Origin of the sequence: Methylobacillus arboreus (genome assembly GCF_020532725.1) — a bacterium.
Taxonomy (GTDB): domain Bacteria; phylum Pseudomonadota; class Gammaproteobacteria; order Burkholderiales; family Methylophilaceae; genus Methylobacillus; species Methylobacillus arboreus.
In genome coordinates, this window is the sequence record NZ_JAJAVC010000011.1 from 542,605 (window position 1) to 560,517 (window position 17,913).

The 17,913-nt window shown below is 54.5% G+C and carries 23 protein-coding genes; 8 read left to right on the forward strand and 15 right to left on the reverse strand.

Annotation, left to right across the window (positions count from 1 at the left end; all coding sequences use genetic code 11):
• Window positions 1–69: 69 nt before the first annotated feature.
• The 7 genes from LG198_RS13540 to LG198_RS13570 form a co-directional block, all read right to left on the reverse strand.
• Window positions 70–219: a DUF2474 domain-containing protein gene (locus tag LG198_RS13540; RefSeq protein WP_230343709.1), complete on the reverse strand. Its 150-nt coding sequence runs from the start codon at window positions 217–219 to the stop codon at window positions 70–72.
• Entirely contained in the window at window positions 206–1,213 is a 1,008-nt protein-coding gene (gene cydB, locus LG198_RS13545) for a cytochrome d ubiquinol oxidase subunit II (RefSeq protein ID WP_230343710.1), read from the reverse strand. Before cydB ends, LG198_RS13540 begins: the two co-directional genes overlap by 14 nt.
• Before the next feature lie 6 nt (window positions 1,214–1,219).
• Window positions 1,220–2,650 (reverse strand): cytochrome ubiquinol oxidase subunit I, encoded by a 1,431-nt coding sequence (locus tag LG198_RS13550; protein ID WP_230343711.1) that lies wholly within the window; start codon window positions 2,648–2,650, stop codon window positions 1,220–1,222.
• A 434-nt stretch (window positions 2,651–3,084) separates the two neighbouring features.
• Window positions 3,085–3,507 (reverse strand): LytR/AlgR family response regulator transcription factor, encoded by a 423-nt coding sequence (locus tag LG198_RS13555; RefSeq protein ID WP_230343712.1) that lies wholly within the window; start codon window positions 3,505–3,507, stop codon window positions 3,085–3,087.
• Window positions 3,508–3,620: 113 nt separating this feature from the next.
• Complete coding sequence (locus tag LG198_RS13560) at window positions 3,621–4,253, reverse strand: response regulator (RefSeq protein WP_230343713.1); 633 nt, start codon at window positions 4,251–4,253, stop codon at window positions 3,621–3,623.
• A gap of 104 nt (window positions 4,254–4,357) precedes the next feature.
• Complete coding sequence (locus LG198_RS13565; RefSeq protein ID WP_230343714.1) at window positions 4,358–4,771, reverse strand: hypothetical protein; 414 nt, start codon at window positions 4,769–4,771, stop codon at window positions 4,358–4,360.
• Between the two features lie 66 nt (window positions 4,772–4,837).
• Window positions 4,838–5,005, reverse strand: coding sequence for a DUF1328 domain-containing protein (locus tag LG198_RS13570; protein ID WP_230343826.1), 168 nt, complete (start codon window positions 5,003–5,005; stop codon window positions 4,838–4,840).
• 118 nt (window positions 5,006–5,123) lie between these two features.
• On the opposite strand from LG198_RS13570, the gene LG198_RS13575 reads away from it, so the two are divergent.
• Window positions 5,124–6,536 (forward strand): sensor histidine kinase, encoded by a 1,413-nt coding sequence (locus LG198_RS13575; protein ID WP_230343715.1) that lies wholly within the window; start codon window positions 5,124–5,126, stop codon window positions 6,534–6,536.
• A 28-nt stretch (window positions 6,537–6,564) separates the two neighbouring features.
• Here the strand turns inward: LG198_RS13575 and LG198_RS13580 are convergent, their stop codons facing one another.
• On the reverse strand, window positions 6,565–7,257 hold the full coding sequence (locus LG198_RS13580) for a DUF2490 domain-containing protein (RefSeq protein ID WP_230343716.1): 693 nt from the start codon (window positions 7,255–7,257) through the stop codon (window positions 6,565–6,567).
• A gap of 213 nt (window positions 7,258–7,470) precedes the next feature.
• On the opposite strand from LG198_RS13580, the gene LG198_RS13585 reads away from it, so the two are divergent.
• Together LG198_RS13585 and LG198_RS13590 are read left to right on the forward strand one after the other, a co-directional pair.
• On the forward strand, window positions 7,471–7,986 hold the full coding sequence (locus LG198_RS13585; RefSeq protein WP_230343717.1) for a BON domain-containing protein: 516 nt from the start codon (window positions 7,471–7,473) through the stop codon (window positions 7,984–7,986).
• Between the two features lie 201 nt (window positions 7,987–8,187).
• Window positions 8,188–8,592: a DUF6152 family protein gene (locus tag LG198_RS13590; RefSeq protein WP_230343718.1), complete on the forward strand. Its 405-nt coding sequence runs from the start codon at window positions 8,188–8,190 to the stop codon at window positions 8,590–8,592.
• 78 nt (window positions 8,593–8,670) lie between these two features.
• Here the strand turns inward: LG198_RS13590 and LG198_RS13595 are convergent, their stop codons facing one another.
• The 6 genes from LG198_RS13595 to LG198_RS13620 form a co-directional block, all read right to left on the reverse strand.
• The gene (locus LG198_RS13595) at window positions 8,671–9,210 is read right to left on the reverse strand and encodes a lipocalin family protein (RefSeq protein ID WP_230343719.1); all 540 of its coding nucleotides are present in this window, start codon (window positions 9,208–9,210) and stop codon (window positions 8,671–8,673) included.
• 26 nt (window positions 9,211–9,236) lie between these two features.
• A complete protein-coding gene (locus LG198_RS13600; protein ID WP_230343827.1) occupies window positions 9,237–9,695 on the reverse strand; it encodes a YaiI/YqxD family protein in 459 nt (152 codons plus the stop codon).
• A gap of 18 nt (window positions 9,696–9,713) precedes the next feature.
• Window positions 9,714–11,546, reverse strand: coding sequence for a DNA helicase RecQ (gene recQ, locus LG198_RS13605; protein ID WP_230343720.1), 1,833 nt, complete (start codon window positions 11,544–11,546; stop codon window positions 9,714–9,716).
• Window positions 11,547–11,558: 12 nt separating this feature from the next.
• On the reverse strand, window positions 11,559–13,109 hold the full coding sequence (locus LG198_RS13610; RefSeq protein WP_230343721.1) for a DEAD/DEAH box helicase: 1,551 nt from the start codon (window positions 13,107–13,109) through the stop codon (window positions 11,559–11,561).
• Window positions 13,110–13,408: 299 nt separating this feature from the next.
• The gene (locus LG198_RS13615; protein WP_230343722.1) at window positions 13,409–14,122 is read right to left on the reverse strand and encodes a pseudouridine synthase; all 714 of its coding nucleotides are present in this window, start codon (window positions 14,120–14,122) and stop codon (window positions 13,409–13,411) included.
• Window positions 14,123–14,139: 17 nt separating this feature from the next.
• The gene (locus LG198_RS13620; RefSeq protein WP_268866871.1) at window positions 14,140–14,643 is read right to left on the reverse strand and encodes a DUF3617 domain-containing protein; all 504 of its coding nucleotides are present in this window, start codon (window positions 14,641–14,643) and stop codon (window positions 14,140–14,142) included.
• 218 nt (window positions 14,644–14,861) lie between these two features.
• Here LG198_RS13620 and LG198_RS13625 point away from each other — a divergent pair, with 218 nt between their 5' ends.
• The 5 genes from LG198_RS13625 to LG198_RS13645 all read left to right on the forward strand — a co-directional run bounded on the left by LG198_RS13625 (window position 14,862) and on the right by LG198_RS13645 (window position 16,825).
• On the forward strand, window positions 14,862–15,116 hold the full coding sequence (locus tag LG198_RS13625) for a hypothetical protein (RefSeq protein ID WP_230343723.1): 255 nt from the start codon (window positions 14,862–14,864) through the stop codon (window positions 15,114–15,116).
• A 193-nt stretch (window positions 15,117–15,309) separates the two neighbouring features.
• On the forward strand, window positions 15,310–15,648 hold the full coding sequence (locus LG198_RS13630; protein ID WP_230343724.1) for a zinc ribbon domain-containing protein YjdM: 339 nt from the start codon (window positions 15,310–15,312) through the stop codon (window positions 15,646–15,648).
• Window positions 15,649–15,652: 4 nt separating this feature from the next.
• Window positions 15,653–15,991 (forward strand): tRNA-binding protein, encoded by a 339-nt coding sequence (locus tag LG198_RS13635; protein ID WP_230343725.1) that lies wholly within the window; start codon window positions 15,653–15,655, stop codon window positions 15,989–15,991.
• A gap of 44 nt (window positions 15,992–16,035) precedes the next feature.
• Window positions 16,036–16,281, forward strand: coding sequence for a protein L (locus LG198_RS13640; RefSeq protein ID WP_230343726.1), 246 nt, complete (start codon window positions 16,036–16,038; stop codon window positions 16,279–16,281).
• Window positions 16,282–16,396: 115 nt separating this feature from the next.
• On the forward strand, window positions 16,397–16,825 hold the full coding sequence (locus LG198_RS13645) for a VOC family protein (protein ID WP_230343727.1): 429 nt from the start codon (window positions 16,397–16,399) through the stop codon (window positions 16,823–16,825).
• An 83-nt stretch (window positions 16,826–16,908) separates the two neighbouring features.
• On the opposite strand, the gene dhaK is transcribed toward LG198_RS13645, so the two are convergent.
• Window positions 16,909–17,904: a dihydroxyacetone kinase subunit DhaK gene (gene dhaK, locus LG198_RS13650; protein ID WP_230343728.1), complete on the reverse strand. Its 996-nt coding sequence runs from the start codon at window positions 17,902–17,904 to the stop codon at window positions 16,909–16,911.
• Between the last annotated feature and the right edge of the window lie 9 nt (window positions 17,905–17,913).

Sequence of the window (17,913 nt, forward strand, 5' to 3'; positions counted from 1 at the left end):
TGCCTGGTTACGCCACAAGCTTCAGGCCAATGATAGAGCCTATCAACAATAGCCGGAATCGAGGAGTGGTCAGGAGTGCAGGCCGATCGCCTGCATGAAGAGCCGCATGAGGTAGGCGGCAGCCAACATGGCGACAACGCTGGCTGTCCAGATCAGTACCAGCCAGAGCACGCGTTTTACCCATATCGCGCGCGGCTTGTCCGGTTTAGTGATAGCCATCGCCGTGACGCACCTTGCCCCTGAATACACGATAGGACCAGATGGTGTAAGCCAGTATCATCGGGATGATGGCAAGCGTGCCGACCAGTGCGAACTTGAGGCTGGCAGCGGGGGCAGCTGCCTCCCAAATGGTGATGCCGGGCGGGATGATTTGTGGCCAGATGCTGATGGCCAGGCCAAACAAACCCAGCAGGACAATGATGAGGGCGGCAATGAAAGGCTGCCGGTCATAGCCGGACTTAAGCTCGCGCATGAGGGAATACAGGCTGATGGCAACCAATACCGGCACTAAGGAAAGAAAATAGAAGTTGGGCAGGCTGAACCAGCGCTCGGCGATGCTGGGGTGGGCCAGCGGTGTCCAGATGCTCACGCCTGCCAGTGCAATCACTACCAGCCCGACCAATGGGCGTGTCAGTTGCAGCATGCGTTGTTGTAGTTTGTCTTCTGTCTTCATGATGAGCCAGGTGCTGCCGAGCAGGGCGTAGGCGACCATGACACCCAGTCCGGTAAACAACGAGAACGGGGTGATCCATTCGAATGCACCGCCTGAAAAGGTTTGCCCTTCAAGCACAATGCCATTGATGTAGGCGCCCAGCGTGACGCCCTGGAAGAAGGCTGTTGTGATGGAGCCGCCAATAAACGCTTTGTCCCATAGTGGCCGCTCTTTTTCCGGGGCCTTGAAGCGGAACTCGAATGCAACGCCACGGAAGATGAGGCCTAGCAGCATGAGGATGATGGGTTGGTAGAGCGCGCTTAGCACCACGGCATAGGCGAGGGGAAAAGCTGCCATCAGCCCTGCACCGCCAAGTACCAGCCAGGTTTCGTTGCCGTCCCAGACTGGCGCTACTGTATTCATCATCACATCGCGGTCATGCCTGTCCTTGACGAAGGGGAAAAGAATGCCTATCCCCAGATCGAAACCATCCATGATCACGTACATTGCGATCGCAAACAGGATGACCATCAGCCATATCATCGGTAAATCGAATTCCATCAACTACTATTCCTTAGGGTTAGGCAAATGCGCTTCGAGCGAGAAGGGCGCATCCGGCGCAGACAAGGGCCGCATTGGCTGTTTGGATTGGCCCGGGCCGCCTTCAGGTTCGGGTACTGCATGCTGTACCGGCAGCCGCATCAGGTGCAGCAAATAGCCAATGCCAATGCCGAACACAAACAGGTATACCAGCACAAACAGGGTCAAAGAGCCTGCCAATGTTGCAATATCATGGCTGGAAACTGCATCCGCGGTACGCATGATGCCATAAACCACCCAGGGTTGGCGCCCGACTTCCGTGGTGAACCAGCCGGCAAGAATGGCAACGACGCCGGCAGGGCCCATCCACAAGGAAAAGCGCAGGAACCATTTATGCGTATATAAACGGTCTTTGCGGCGCAGCCAAAGGCTCCAGAGACCAAGCGTTATCATCAATAACCCTAGGCCGACCATGATGCGGAACGACCAGAAGATGATCCTCGCATTGGGACGGTCTTCAGGCGGAAAGTCCTTCAGTGCCGGAATTTTACCATCCCAGCTATGGGTGAGAATCAGGCTGCCCAAATGTGGAATGCCTACGGCAAAACGGGTGGTTTCTTTCTGCATGTCAGGCAGGCCGAACAGTAGCAAGGGCACGCCTTCGCCTTCATGGTTCTGCCAGTGGCCTTCCATCGCCGCAATTTTGGCAGGTTGGTGCTTCAAGGTGTTAAGGCCATGAAAATCCCCGACCAAAGCCTGGATTGGCGCAACAATCAACAACATCCACATCGCCATGGAAAGCATGGTGCGTACGGCCAGCGTGTTCTGGCTGCGCAGCAGATGCCAGGCCCCGGCTGCCCCGACCATGAGCGCCGTGGCAAGAAACGCTGCAATACTCATATGGACCAGACGATAGGGAAAGGATGGATTGAAAATAATTTGCCACCAGTCAGTCGGGATGACAATACCATCGGCAATCTCAAATCCCTGCGGTGTTTGCATCCAGCTGTTTGAGGCCAGAATCCAGGTGGCGGAAATCAGGGTGCCGAGTGCGACCATGGCTGTGGAAAGCAAGTGCAAGCCGGGACCGACGCGGCTCCAGCCGAACATCATGACGCCAAGGAATCCGGCTTCGAGAAAGAATGCGGTCAATACCTCGTAGGTCAGTAGCGGCCCGGTGATGCTGCCTGCGAAGGCAGAAAATCCGCTCCAGTTGGTGCCGAACTGGTAGGCCATGACCAGCCCGGAAACCACGCCCATGCCGAAATTGACGCCAAAGATCTTGAGCCAGTAATGGTAAAGATCCTTGTAAACTTCACTCCCGGTTTTCAGCCACATGGCTTCCAGTACAAACAGGTAACTGGCAAGGCCGATCGTGATGGATGGAAAGATGATGTGGAAGGAGACGGTGAAGGCAAACTGGACGCGCGCGAGGTCGAGGGCGGAGATGTCTGGCATGGCGGTGTTCTGATTCCTTGATTACCTGGTTTGCAGGTACGCCTAACCGGGAGCGTTGCCTGAAACTTAGAGCCTGTTGATGATCTTTTCATGGGGTACGCATGGTGTCAAAACGCGCCCGATCAAGGCGCAGTCCGCAGGTAATGCCCATTGCCTTGCCAAGGACTGCAACGCAGAGCGGGCGCGTTTTGACACCATGCCCTTCGGGTTGCCCCGGCAGCGCAGCCGCTGCTGCGTTGCAAATCCTCGCCGTGCAATAAGCACGTCTGCGGTTTGCGCCTTGCATCGACTACCCTGCCGGGACAACGTACCCTATGAAAAGATCATCAACAGGCTCAAAGCCGCTAGCTTACTGCCGATCCATGCGCTTCAATAGACACAGATCAGCAGATAAACACCATCACAGATGGATGGTGCAGGCCCTGCCTGATCTCTTATGCGGCAAATTTGGCAGCGTGGGCTTCTATAGTCTCAATGGCAAGGTCAAAGTCCATGGATTTGTCAAAGAAATGATCTACGCCTAGTTCATTCGCCATCTGGCGGTATTGCGGGTAGGCATGATTGGTGAGGATGAAGTAGGTAGGCCGGGGAAATGGGTAATCGGCCTGTTGTGTTGCCTTGATTACTTCAAAGCCGTTACCCTGGGCTAGTTCAATATCCACCAGCAACAGATCAAACGCCTGGTGTTGTAGCTGCCGAATCGCTTCATCCTGGCTTAATGCAACGCCCTCAAATGACAAACCCGGACAGTCAGACAGGATGTCCATGAGCGTTTCACGTAATAGCGATGAATCTTCAACCAGTAATACTTTCATTGTCTTCGGGTCCGGCTCGAGAGAAGCGCGACGCTCTTTCATGATGGTATCCATAGTCTTAACTACCCATTGCTTGTGAATTCTATCCTGTTGGGGATACCTGTTGCCATCCGCCTTACTCCTACATAATCTGACGCTGGGGCTTTTCATTGGTGCTAGGCAATCAACTGGTTCTTGATTGCATAATAAGTGAGGTCTGCATTGGTCTTCAGGCTCATTTTTTCCATGATCCTGGTACGATAGGTACTGACCGTTTTCACGCTGATGCAAAGCTCTTCGCCAATTTCGGTGGCACTCAAGCCGCTGGCGAGCTTGAAGAAGACCTGGAACTCGCGGTCGGAGAGTGTTTCATGCAGCAATTTCTCGGAGGGGTTGCTTAATTCATTGGTCATGAGTTCGGCCAGCTCTGCCGAAATATAGCGCTTGCCACCTGCGACGGTGCGGATGGCCTTGATGATCTCATCAGAGTCTGCATCCTTGGATAAATAGCCCTTGCAGCCGCTACGCATGAGATTGAGCGCATATTGCTCCTCGCCATAGCCACTCAGGATCAACACCGGCAGATTTGGCGCTACATGACGCAGGTCATGCAGGGTATCAACGCCATTCTTGTCCGGCATGGCGATATCCATGACAATTGCATCATATTGGTGGTTTCTGACCAGCTTGATGGCTTCCAGCCCCGAAGCCGCTTCTCCTGCCACTTCAAGGTCGGATTCGAGTTCAATCAGGTTACGCAGGCCTTGGCGGACAATTTTATGGTCATCAACTAATAATATTTTTTTCATGGAGGCTGACGATCCTTGCAAATGTGACGTTTGACTATTGATACTAAGGTGGCTTGCCGGGTTCTGCAAGCCACCTGTATGCTCACCTAATGCCATGGGCAGATTTAATCATCCTTGCTCAGGGCGTAGCCGACCAGTACACCGGCACCCACAGCCAAAGAGAGCGTCAGCAAGGAGCGTTTGCGCAACCACTTGCGCGATGTGGTACGGCTGGTCTTGAGTGCTTGTGAGAGTTCCTTGTCCAGGGACTCGGACCATTCGGAGAAGTTTTCTGTGAGTTGCTCAATAATGTGCTCCGTGGCACTGCCATGCGCATCCGGGTCCAGCACATCCTTTAGGCTTTCAAGTAGCGCCAGGGCTTCTTTCTTGCTGTCGCGGGCCTTGCTTTCCAGCTTGCGGCCTAATTTGCGGACAGAGGTTTTGCCAGCTTCGGCGCTATCACTCAATGCTTCCTGCGCGGTTTCTGCCAAGTCTTCCGCGTGTTCCTTGATGTCGGATTGTTTGTTGATACTGAACATGCTTTGCTCCAATGCTGTCTATTGATGAAATTATGTGTATATCCAGGCCAGTGAACCATGAATTAGTCAATGCCGATTGTAAAAAATCCCGGCAACCAGTGAAATGATGGTAATGACCAGAAATACGAAGAACAAGATTTTGGCGATTTCTGCTGCACCTGCGGCAATACCGCTAAAGCCGAAAAAAGCGGCAATCAGGGCTATGACAAAAAAGATCACGGAATAATGCAGCATCATCTGCTCCTTGGTTGTTTAATGCACGGTTTACACTGTAGGCTGTTGCTTAATGCTGAATTAGCAGACAGGAACTGAATTCCTTGTCAGAAAAGGCTTACACAATGATCGAGAAACAATGGATATAAAGGCAATTGGCGGGAAAATAACGGCCTGGGGCAATAGCCTGGTCAGGCGGCTGGGCGGGCGCGTGCTTGCCATCCTGGTCGCCTCCATGGTGCTGGCATTGATTTCCGTGATGTTTACTGACGCCTGGCTGGTGGAGGTAGAGCAGCAAAGCGCACAAATCAATCAGGCGCAGCGCAATATCGTCGTTTTGCAACAATTACGCACCAGCCTGAACCAGGCCGAGAGTGCCCAGCGCGGCTACTTACTGAATCAGCGTGCCGAATTGGTAGCGGCTTTTGACCAGGCGATAGAGGCATCGCGTCGCCACATCCAGAAAATTGAAGGCCTGTTTACCAGCCAGAACGTAGCCATGAAGGGCAAGCAGGAGCAAAACTGGTTGATTGCGCTGAATTCCAGCCTGGAGGCCAAGAATGCCGAGATGAAGCTGGCGATCTCGTTGTTGCAGTCAGGCAAGGAGGAAGAGGCAATGCAATTGGCCCGGCTCGATCAGGGTATCGTAGAAATGGCCAAGTTCATGCAGTACTCACAGACCTTGCTTGACCAACAATATGAAGCGCAAGAGAAGCTGGTAAAGAAACGCGCGCAAACCATTGCCATTACGCGTACCGCAGTGATCGGTTCTGCCTTGATTCTCCTGTTGCTCGTGATTATGGTCATCCGTCAACTGGTGCAGGAAATGAATAGCCGTGACCACTTGCGCCAGCAACTCGCGAGGGATTGTGAGGCTTATGAAGAGCGTATCCGCAACAACTCCCATATGATGAAGACACTGGCGTTGGATTACCAGTCCGATGTCGAGCGTGCGCGGCAGAAGCTGGCGCGCGACCTGCATGACGAGCTTGGTTCAATTCTTACCGCCACCAAGATGGATATTTCCTGGACAATACGCAGAATCAAGGATCAGGATCCTGAGCTGGTGGAAAAGCTTGAAAAAACCATGCGTTACCTGAATCAGGGCATACACTTCAAGCGGCAGGTCGTGCAAAACCTCCATCCTTCGATTATCACCACCATTGGTTTCTGGCCGGCGCTGAAATCACTGATCGAGGATATGGCGGAGCGCAACGAGTGGGAGCTGGATCTCATCCTGCCGGATGCGCACATTGAGTTGCCTGAAACTATTGGCCTGATTGCTTACCGCGTGGTACAGGAAAGCCTCAACAATGCGAGCAAGTATGCCTATGCCACCAAGGTTTCGGTACACATGGTGGAGGCATTGGATTACCTCAAGCTGGAAATTGAAGACAACGGCGTGGGTGTGGATCTCGACAAGGAAAAATCAACCACGCATGGTCTTTCCGGCATTCGCAATCGCATCATGGCCATCGGTGGGCGCGTGGATATTACCAGTGCGCCAAACCAGGGGTTTTATTTGCTTGCGATTATTCCCATCAAGCTTTAGATCGGCTGCGACAATCTATTGCAACAGGCTAGAAGCGAAAAAATAATGATGTAGATAGCACATGATGCATGCGGTCCAAGGTGCTGCCACGCACATACTGGTTCACATAGCCAATCTCCAGCCGCGTATTGGAGGCTGCCTGCCAGGCAATTCCCGCAAAGGCACGGTTTTGGTCAAAGCCGCTCAATGCGCCCCAGTCCGTTTTGCGGCTGATGAAAAGTTCGTTCCACACCAGCCAGCTTAGTGACTCTTTCGACTCGATTTTTTTGATAGCGCGGACCAGCTGGCGCACGCGGTGGCCTGTGTCGTCACCAATGTCAAAGTTGCGTTGTTCCAGCCGCGTGCGGCTGGTGAGCACAATGCCGCTAGCGGTGGGTGGAAAGGTATACATGAACTGTTGCCACCAGCGCTGCTCATGGTTGGAGCCCCTGGCGCCATGTGTCCTGACATCGGCATAGCCGAGCCAGATGCTGGCGCGGTCAGAAAGTTTGTAGTTGATTGCCGGGCGGATAATGTTCTGGTCGTGCTCGCGACCCTCTTCCTTCCAGCGTGGCTGCAATTCCATATACCAGCCCAACTTGTTTTGCTGCGACAACGTGCCTTCCATGGTTAGGTTGAGCCATATCCTGCCATCTTCTTCCACTGAAGCCTGGGCGTATTGAGTCATGCCCAGCATGGTGAAGGGGAGCAACACGGTGAGGAGTCGGGGATAGAGCTTCATACGCATCCTTCTTGAATAAATACGCCAGAAACAAGAACAGCTTAATGCCAATCCGGGCGTGACTCTACCTCAACTGGGGCAAAAATGCGACCTTGGTAGGGTGTCAGCCGCCTCTGACACCATTTCCAGCGGATAGCTGACGGTTGATGTTGTCGGATGACATTACCATCCATACATCTATCCGTTTGCGATAGCCATGAAGAGGAGAGCAATATGCGTTACCCATTCAATATCAAAACAATTTCTGTCGCAACATCTTTGTTATTGGGCCTGACTGCGGGCAGCGCCTGGGCTGTATCCGTTTCAGACGAGCTCAATCAGAGCCCGGATGTGAAACAGTTCCATGAGCTGGACACGAATAATGATGGGCACCTTAACTATACGGAAGCCAGTCGCGACAGCTTCTACACCAAGGAGCGCTTTAATGCTGCCGATCAGAATAAAGATGCCAAGCTAAGCCAAGAGGAATATAGCAACTACAAAACCGCACAGCAGAAAAAAGAAGTAGGCCGCGTAGTGGATGACAGCACCATCACCGCCAAGGTGAAGGCGAATATTCTGAAGGAAGAGGGCTTCAAGGGTCTGCAGGTCAGTGTGGAAACCTACAAGGGCGTGGTGCAGTTGAGCGGTTTCGTCAACAACAAGGCGCAAATCCAGAAAGCCGGTGAAATTGCCAAATCGATAGAGGGTGTGAAGTCAGTCAAGAATAGCCTGATCGTCAAGGGTTAAGGCTTGGTGGTACGAGGTCGGTGCCGGGCATGAGGTAATTGGCTTATGCCCGGTTGCTTATTTGACTATATGTGAATTACGGCCTTGAAAATCCACAGATATCTGGTCATTGCCCGACGGGTTGGGACGGAACTATTGTTAATTCCTGCATATCTACTGCTGAATAACGCTTAACGTCTCAATCCAACGCTGAGGGATATCATGACACTACCTAATTGCAGGACACTGACGCAACGAGTCATTCTACCGGTGTTTGCTTCTGCAAGCCTGTTAGTCGCTATTTCGCTGGCGCATGCACACCATGGCTGGGCGTGGACGGACGGCGACCAAATCACACTTGATGGCACTATACAATCGATATCAATGGCACCGCCTCACCCGGTTCTGCGTGTAAAAAGCACCGACGGGGGAGAGTGGCAAGTGGATTTGGGCAATCCTTTACAAACTTCTCGTTCAGGTTTTACCGGTGACACTGCCAAGGTCGGCGATACGATCGTTATTCTGGGCAACCGGGCACAGGACCATTCCAAGCTGCATATCAAAGCAGTACGCATCACGGTCAATGGCACAGACTACAACATGTACCCGGAGCGCATTAAGAATTGATGGGAGTGCTGGGTCCTCAGCAACAATAACCTTGCCTTTCGTATCATGGCGATCCAGCAGGAAATGAGCCGAATAAAGCTAATTGGCCGGGCCAGGTGTATCGTGTTCGACAAAGATCAGCTTGCTCGTATCAAATCCCAGGCTTTGTGCCCTGGCGATCAATTCAGCCTTGACCGGATACGACAGTTCGGGTGTGCGCGACAATATCCAAAGGTAATCGCGGTCAGGGCCAGCCACTAGCGAGAAGTTGTAATTGACGCGATCCAGCACAAGGATATTGTAGGCACCATAAAACGGACCAAAAAACGATACCTTGAGCTTGCCCGTATCAGGCCCATCAACAAAATAAGCTTTGCCTTCCGCCTCTTTCCATTTTTGCTTTTTGGGGTTGTAGCCACGATTGACTACGTTGATTCCACCATCTTCACGCTTGCTGTAGGTGGCGGTGACTTGCTGCAATCCACGTTCGAATGAATGATCCAGCCGGGCAATTTCATACCAGGTGCCGAGGTACTGATCGGGCTTGAAGTGCGTGACAGGGTGCAGGCCTTTGGGTGTTTCTGTTCCCGTGCAGGCGATAAGGCACAATGACAGCAGCAGTAACCACGGATTTTTCATGAGATATGCTTTCGAATGAATGCGTTTCAGGGTGTGCCTGCGGCCTGACGTGCAATGAAGCGATCCAGTGCAGCCGCAAATGCCTGCCGGTCTGATTGGCTGAATGAGGCAGGGCCGCCTAGATCAACGCCGCTATTGCGTAAATCCTCCATGAAATGCCGCATCGCAAGGCGCTCGCCTATACTACCTTTGTCATACATCTCCCCGCGTGGGTTGAGCGCATGGCCTCCCTTGGCAATCACCTCCGCCGCCAGCGGAATATCTGCCGTGATGACCAAGTCGCCAGCCTCCAGCTTTTGCACGATTTCCCTGTCTGCGACATCAAAGCCGCCGGGTACCTGCAAGGCGCGGATATGAGGCGACGGCGGCACGCGCAACAGTTTATTGGCGACCAGCGTCACCATGATGCCGGTACGGTCAGCCGCGCGGAAAAGAATTTCCTTCACTGCCACCGGACAAGCGTCAGCATCCACCCAGATTTGTATCATGATGTTTGGCCTTGTTCAGCTTGCATGCTCTTCCAATACCTCCAGGAAGGCATCGCCGTAGCGGGCCAGCTTGGCTGCGCCTACGCCGCTGATGCGGCCCATATCCGTCAGGCTGACTGGTTTCTGGTTGAGGATTTCCAGCAATGTGCTGTCGTGAAAGATCACATAGGGCGGCACTTCCTGCTCGCGGGCAAGTTCCAGCCGCTTGGCCTTGAGCGCGAGCCAGAGCGGGTCGTCCTGCACCTCTTTGTAGGCCTCTCGGCTGCGGCCCGCGCGTTCGGCCTTGCTTGTCGTGCGCGCGGCTGGCGGGTCGCTCCTTAGCCAGATTTCGCTTTCCCCTCGCAGCAAGGGCCGTGCCTCTTCGGTGAGGCGCAAGCCGCCATAGCCTTCCATATCCGTAGAAAGCAATCCGGCCGCTACAAGCTGGCGGAACACGCTGCTCCATTGCGTCTGGCTCAAGGCCTTGCCTATGCCGAAGGTGGAAAGCGAGTGGTGGTTGAAACGCTGTATCTGCGCGGTGCTCTTGCCGAGCAGGATGTCGATGAGATGGCCGGCACCAAAGCGCTGGCCGCTGCGGTAAACGCAGGAGAGCGCCATGCGGGCGGCTTCTGTGCCGTTCCAGGTGTCCACAGGGTTGAGGCAGTTGTCGCACTGGCCGCAATCGCCCGGGTGTTGCTCGCTGAAGTAGCGCAATATCGCTTGGTGGCGGCAGGCAGTAGATTCGCAATAGCCGAGCAGGGCATCGAGTTTCTGCCGTTCCAGGCGTTTTCTTTCTTCCGGGGTATTGCTGCCATCCAGTAACTGGCGCATGTTCACGACATCGCCCAGGCCATACACCATCCAGGCATCGGCATCTAGCCCGTCACGGCCTGCGCGGCCGGTTTCTTGATAGTAGCCTTCCATGCTCTTGGGCAGGTCAAGGTGGGCGACAAAGCGGACATTGGGCTTGTCTATGCCCATGCCGAAAGCCACGGTTGCCACCATGATGATGCCTTCCTCGCGCAAGAATCGCTGCTGGTTGGCCTGGCGGATGCCGGCATCGAGGCCGGCGTGGTAAGGCAATGCATCCCAGCCTTGTTCCTTGAGCCAGCCGGCAGTCTCTTCCACCTTACGCCGCGAAAGGCAATAGATGATGCCGGCATCGTTGGGGTGCTCGGCTTCCAAGAATACCAGCAACTGCCTGCGGGCGTTGTCCTTCAACGCCACACGGTAGCGGATATTCGGCCGGTCGAAGCTGGAGACGAATTGCCGGGCGCTTTCCAACCCCAGGCGTTCGACAATCTCGTTGCGGGTGGGCGTGTCGGCGGTGGCGGTGAGCGCCATGCGCGGCACATCGGGGAATTCCTCGTGCAATACCGTGAGTTGGCGGTATTCGGGACGGAAATCATGCCCCCATTGCGAAACGCAATGCGCCTCGTCAATCGCAAACAAGGCAATGCCGAAGCGTTGCTCGATTTCATGCAGCGTGGCGAGAAAGTTTGGCGTCATCAGCCGCTCAGGCGCGACATAAAGCACATCAAGTTCGCCGCGCATCAATGTCTGGTAAATAGTACGCGCAGTATCGCTATCCAGGCTGGAATTAAGGAAAGCGGCACGTACGCCAAGCTGGCGCAAGGCATCTACCTGATCCTGCATCAGGGCGATCAATGGCGAAACTACGATACCCATGCCTTGCCGCAACAAAGCGGGTATCTGGTAGCAGAGAGATTTCCCGCCGCCCGTGGGCATCAGCACCAGGGCATCGCCGCCATCCGCGACATGGTTGACGATGGCTTCTTGCTGCCCGCGGAAGGCGCTGTAGCCGAAGGTTTGCTCCAGCAGTTGCTGGGCGGCGGTTTTCGCCTGCATGCTCGCTAGGCTCTAGCGGCGGCCCCGGTTGGGCTTTTGCCCGGGGTTGGCATTGTATTGGCGCTTGGGTGCTGCTGGCGGCACAAACAGCCCGACCTGTGGCATGGCCTGGTGGCGCGCGGCTTCGGACAGGAGTTTCTCCGGTTGCTTCTTGGCTTGTTCTGCCTGGCCTTGGGGTTTGTTGCGCTGTCCCTGGCCTTGCGGCTGCTGACCTTGTCCGCGCTGTGGTTTGGCCTGGCTGGGTTTTCCTTGGCGAGGTTTGTTGCCTGTGCGGGGCTCGGCGGTATTGGCGTTGGGTTCGCGACGCTGTCCTTGCGGCTTGTTGCTGCTCTTGCCCTGGCGCGGTGTGCCTGGTTGCTGCCGGGGCGGGCGGCTTTCAGTCGCAGGTTTTTCGCTCGGCACAAAGTTGCCCGGTATCTCCACGCGCGGAATTTCGCGCTTGATGAGCTTCTCGATGCCTTTCAGCAGCTTGAGCTCTTCATCGTCCACCAGGGAGACGGCAGCACCGGTACTGCCGGCACGGCCGGTACGGCCAATGCGGTGCACATAGTCTTCCGGCACATTCGGTAGTTCAAAGTTCACCACTTGCGGCAATTGGTCAATGTCCAGCCCGCGTGCGGCAATATCGGTCGCCACCAGCACCGGCAGGACGCCATCCTTGAAGTCTGCAAGCGCCTTGGTTCTGGCAGACTGGCTCTTGTTGCCGTGGATGGCTGCAGCGCCTATGTCATCCTTGCTGAGCTTTTCCGCAAGGCGGTTGGCCCCGTGCTTGGTGCGGGTGAAGATCAGAACCTGCTTCCAGCCGTGCTCGCGGATCAGGTGGGCCATGAGCTCGCGCTTGTGGCCCTGGCTAACCAGGTGCACGGTCTGCTCCACCAGTTCGGAGGTGGTATTGCGGCGTGCCACCTCGACAAAGCCCGGGTTGTGCAGCAGTCCGTCTGCAAGTTCCTTGATTTCATCGGAGAAGGTCGCGGAGAACAAAAGGTTCTGCCTGACCTTGGGCAATAATGCCAGTACGCGCTTGATATCGCGGATGAAGCCCATGTCCAGCATGCGGTCTGCCTCGTCCAGCACCAGGATTTCGATTGCGGAAAGGTCTATGTTCTTTTGCGCGGCATGGTCCAACAGGCGGCCGGGTGTTGCCACCAGGATATCCAGGGGCTTCTTCAGGAGCTCGATCTGCGGGTTGATGCCCACGCCGCCGAACATCACCATGGACCTCAGCTTGAGGTGTTTGCCATAAGTCTTCACGGATTCTTCCACCTGGGCGGCAAGCTCGCGGGTGGGCGTCAGGATCAGGCAGCGCGGCTGGCCTGGCTTTGCCTTGACCGGGTTCTTCTGCAACAGGTGAAGCAGGGGCAATGTGAACCCAGCGGTCTTGCCGGTGCCGGTTTGCGCACCGGCCATCAGGTCGCCGCCATTCAGCACCAGGGGAATCGCTTGTGCCTGGATCGGGGTGGGGTGGGTGTAGCCGGCCTCGGTAATCGCACGCAAAATGGGTTCTGCTAGGCCGAGATCGGAAAATTGTATGTTGGAAAGCGCAAGGCTTATGTCGGAAGACAAGCTGAAACTCCAGTATATTCAAGGGTTTTTTGTCGGCCTGTTACGATGACATAACTCCAATCTGGGCTGACAGCAAGAAGGTATCTTTAAGATTCAAGACCGCTGCGCGGATTGGATGAAGCGCAGGGAACGCAGATTATACGGCAAAAGCACGCAAGCTGTGCAATGTATATGCTGGTGTTTTATTGCACAGCGCTAAATTGGTAGCTGTCATGCCGGACTTGAACCGGCATCTTTATCTACTATTGTGCTGATTTAATAGCCAGGAATGGCAAGTCATTCAGGAGCCAAAGGTGAATTTATGGTTGGCGCACCGGTAACACTGCCTCCAGCATTTCGGCATCGAGCCAACGCCACTCTCCTGCAGCAAGGTCTTCCGGCAAGTCCAGGTTGCCGATGCGGATACGCTTCAAGGCTTCCACCCGGTTGCTCACGGCAGCCAGCATACGTTTGACTTGGTGGTATTTGCCTTCTGCCAAAGTCAGGTGCAGTACATGCTCGCTGACAACCTCCGCGGCGAGTGCTGCCACTGGCGCAGGTTCATCCAGCAGTTGTACGCCCTGCAGCAATGCCTGCACTTGTGCCTCTTCCAGTGGATGTTTGGCTGTCACTTGATAAACCTTGGGTGCTTTCCATTTGGGTGAGCTCATACGGTGGATAAACTGCCCGTCGTCGGAAAGCAGCAGTAGGCCGGTGGTGTCCTCGTCCAGCCTGCCCACGCACTGTACGCCGCGTTCCAGCAATGGCGCAGGCAATAGGCTGAACACACTGGGATGGTGCTGTGGCTTGTGCGAGCATTCGTAATGCGCCGGCTTGTTGATCATCAGGTAGGCTTTTTCGCGGAACTGCCAATCCTCGCCGCGCACCGTGAAAGTAAAATTATCAGTATCGAATTCCGTGAACGGGAAATCATGGACCTCGCCATTCACACTTACCTCGCCATGGCGAATCAGGCTGCGGCAGATTTTACGTGAGCCGAAGCCCTGGGAGTGCAGGATACGTTCTAGTTGCATAAGTTTGGAATTGGGAATTACGGCTGATAGGTTGGGAGATCGGTATCGCAAGCGGGCTTGACCCACTTGCCGCTGATGGATGAGTTCTGGTTCACAGGCAAGCCCTGCGCGGTTCCCTGCATGGAGATGTTGCCCTGGAAAGCGCTATCGCTAAGCAAGGTCATGTCGAAGCGGCCACTGCCCTTGATTGCGCCATTGCAACTCACATCCCCGGTGACTTTGTTGCCGTTGTGCTGGTAGTTTCGCACGCTACAGCCATCTTCCGTCTGTGGCAGCAGTGGCTGTTTCAGCTTGGCCTGTTCAGGGGTAATGCATTGCTGTGTCACGATCGCATTGCCGCCGACAGGCAGCTCGATGCCAAACTGCCTCAACTGTTCCAGTTGCTCAGGCGCAATTGCCGGGAGGCCTTGCATCGTCACGGAGGTTTCCCACTGGCCTGGTTTGATCTGGTCTATGGCAAGTGCCGGCAAGGGGCTGAGGGATAATGCACATAAACATAATCTTGCAATGCGGTTGGGCATAGGCTGGCGTGATGTTGAAAATAATGGACGAAGTATAACACCCGCGAACCGGTTGCTCTGGAATCACGGTAAGTTTGGAAGTGTTGTTTAGCCGGCCAGTGCACTGCTGTTAATTTAAAATATGTGTTGGCCGATGTTGCAATGATGCGAAATCTTGAAGATATTCCACTTATAGTTTGCGAGGCAAAAATTCTATGAAGCCCTACATCATCTTGTTAATGTTCATTTCTGTTTTACAAGCATCTCTAGCCAGTGCCGGGGAGAAAAGCTGTTCTACTGAGGTAGGCAAACGGCATGCAGAGATGCTGGTGAATTGGTGCAAGAACGTCAGCCCCGCGACGCATCCGCCTTGCAATGCGGCGAATAGCTGCGACTTGGTCATTGACGAGATCAAGCGCGGCTGTGCATTCCTCAAGCATGAGAAAAATTCGCCTTACTATTGCCGGCTGACATATCGCGGTAGCGATGAGTAAGGCGTGTCGCCAGGGACATTGCCTTGATTGGTTTCGGTCTCATGCTGGGGGAGATCGCGTATAGGCCAGGCCGATCAGGGATGCCAGGATGGGGAGTGTATAATAACCATGTTGTAATGTTGGTTAATCGGCAGCCGATGATGTGTCTGGGCTTGCCATGCAACTTCTTTGTTTAATCTTGAAATGAGTAAAAATGAGCGAATTACCTAATTGTCCCCAATGCAGTTCTAGCTATAGCTACCAAGATGGCGGCCTATTGATCTGCCCGGAATGTGCGCATGAGTGGACAACGGACAGTAATGAAGCCGCAGGCAGCGATTTCATCGTCAAGGACGCCAACGGCAACCTGCTGCAGGACGGCGACACGATTACCGTGATCAAGGACCTCAAGGTCAAGGGATCTTCGTTGGTGGTCAAGGTGGGCACCAAGGTCAAGAACATCCGCCTGGTGGACAGTGACCACAACATCGACTGCAAGATCGACGGCATCGGAGCGATGAAGCTGAAATCGGAGTTCGTGAAGAAGGCCTGAGCCCATGAACGAAATCAGCTTCGAGGATTTTCTCAAGGTGGAGTTGCGCGTGGGCGAAGTGGTTTCCGCGGAAATATTCGCCGCAGCCCGCAAGCCTGCCTACATATTGCATGTCGATTTCGGCCCGGAGATCGGCGTGCTGAAATCCAGCGCCCAGATTATCGTGCATTACCAGCCTGATGAGTTGATCGGCAAGCAAGTGGTGGCAGTCGTGAATTTTCCGGCTAAACAGATCGGCCCGATTCAATCGCAATGCTTGGTTACCGGGTTCCATGATGAGAATGGGGCAGTGGCTTTGTGCGTGCCGGATAAGCTAGTGCCTAAGGGGACAAAGCTGCTTTAATATGGCTGGATAGCAGTTGATTGCAACCAGATTAGGAGGTACAGATGGCCTGGTATTTCGATGGAAATTCATTAGTGCAGAGCAACGGAAACAATATTTGGTGGAAAACCATCTATGATCCGGGCGATGAGGTTCCGGTATCTGGAATCTACAAATGCCAAGGCTGCAGGAAAGAGATCACTTCTAATAGTGGCGATCCATTTCCTCCCCAGAACCACCACCAGCATGACAGAGCCCAAGGCGCGATTCGCTGGAAACTGATAGTTCGAACGAACACCAACGGTGATTAATGCGGCTAGATCAGCCTAACAATTCATTCAAGCCGACGCCGATTCGCGGTGCGGTTTAATTCAGGCGATGCATGTGCATTGCGTGAGAGACTGAAGTTCTTACTAGGAGTATTTTATGGAAACGCAAGAACTGCATCGAGGACGCCTGATTGATCACATTCAATTAGTAGTGCAAGACCTTTCTGCCAGCCAAACCTTTTATGCTGCTATTTTTGCCTCTCTTAATGTACCGATGGGAGGTGCGGGTGACGGTTATTTCTGGGCCGATGAATTGTTTGTGACTTCCGTTGATAGCCCAGCAGCGCTAGGAGCCTTAACTGGTCGCCATCACCTAGCATTTCAAGCGCAAGATCGAACTATGGTCGATAACTTTTACAAGGCCGCGCTCGCGCATGGCGGCAAGGACAACGGTGCTCCCGGAGAGCGTGCTTATCATCCCGGCTACTACGCTGCTTTCGTTTTAGATCCAGACGGTAACAATATCGAAGCTGTTTATCATGGTGAGGCAATTCGGAGCTCTGCTTCTGTGATGATCACTTTCTAGCCATGGTTTATTAGATGAACAATGGCTAACCCAAAACACAAATGCCGCATTCAGCGGCATTTTTATTTTCAGGCAATGATCTTTCAGCACTGCCAGCGCAAGGCGGCAGTATGCACCGGGCTATCCCAGTGCTGCCTGATTTCATCATCAAGCAAGGTGACGGTGATGGAGGCGCCTGCCATGTCGAGGGCGGTGGTGTAGTTGCCCACCAGTGAGCGGCTGATGACCAGGCCATGCGCTTGCAGCAGCTTGGATGCGCTGTTGTAGAGCAGGTACAGTTCCATGAGCGGGGTCGCGGCGAAGCCGTTGACCAGCAGTAGCACTTCGCTTTCGCTGCCCGGCGTCGGTTTGAGGTCTTCCAGGATGGCGGCGACCAAGTCTGCGACGATGGCATCGGCGTTTCTCATCGCTTCGCGCCTGCGTCCAGGCTCGCCATGGATGCCGACGCCCATTTCCAGTTCAGTGTCGCCAATATCGAAGGTAGGCCGGCCCGCTGCGGGCACGGTACAGCTGGTGAGAGCGACGCCCATGGAGGCGGTGCGGCTGTTGACCTTGTCGCCGAGCGCCTTGCAGGCGGCAAGGTCTGCCCCGGTCTCGGCCAGGCTGCCCACGACCTTTTCGACAATCACCGTGCCTGCCACGCCGCGGCGGCCGGTGGTATAGGTGGAATTCTCCACGGCGACATCATCGCTGGTAAGTACGGTGGCATTCTCGAATGGCAGCATTTCGGCTGCCATCTCGAAGTTCATCACATCCCCGGCATAGTTCTTGACGATGAATAGCACGCCCTTGCCGGCATGGACGGCTTCGGCTGCCGCCAGCATTTGGTCTGGGGAAGGGGAGGTAAACACATGGCCGGGGCAGGCGGCATCCAGCATGCCGTAGCCGATATATCCGCTGTGCAGCGGCTCATGTCCCGAACCGCCGCCGGAGATGATAGCGACCTTGTTCTCCGCTTTCTGCTTGCGCGTGAGGAAGTGCGGTTCCAGGTTAAGGCTGACGATGTCGGCATGCGCCGCGGCGAAGCCGCTCAGGCTCTCTATTAGGATGTCGTCGACGTTGTTGATGAATTTTTTCATGTTCTCCTC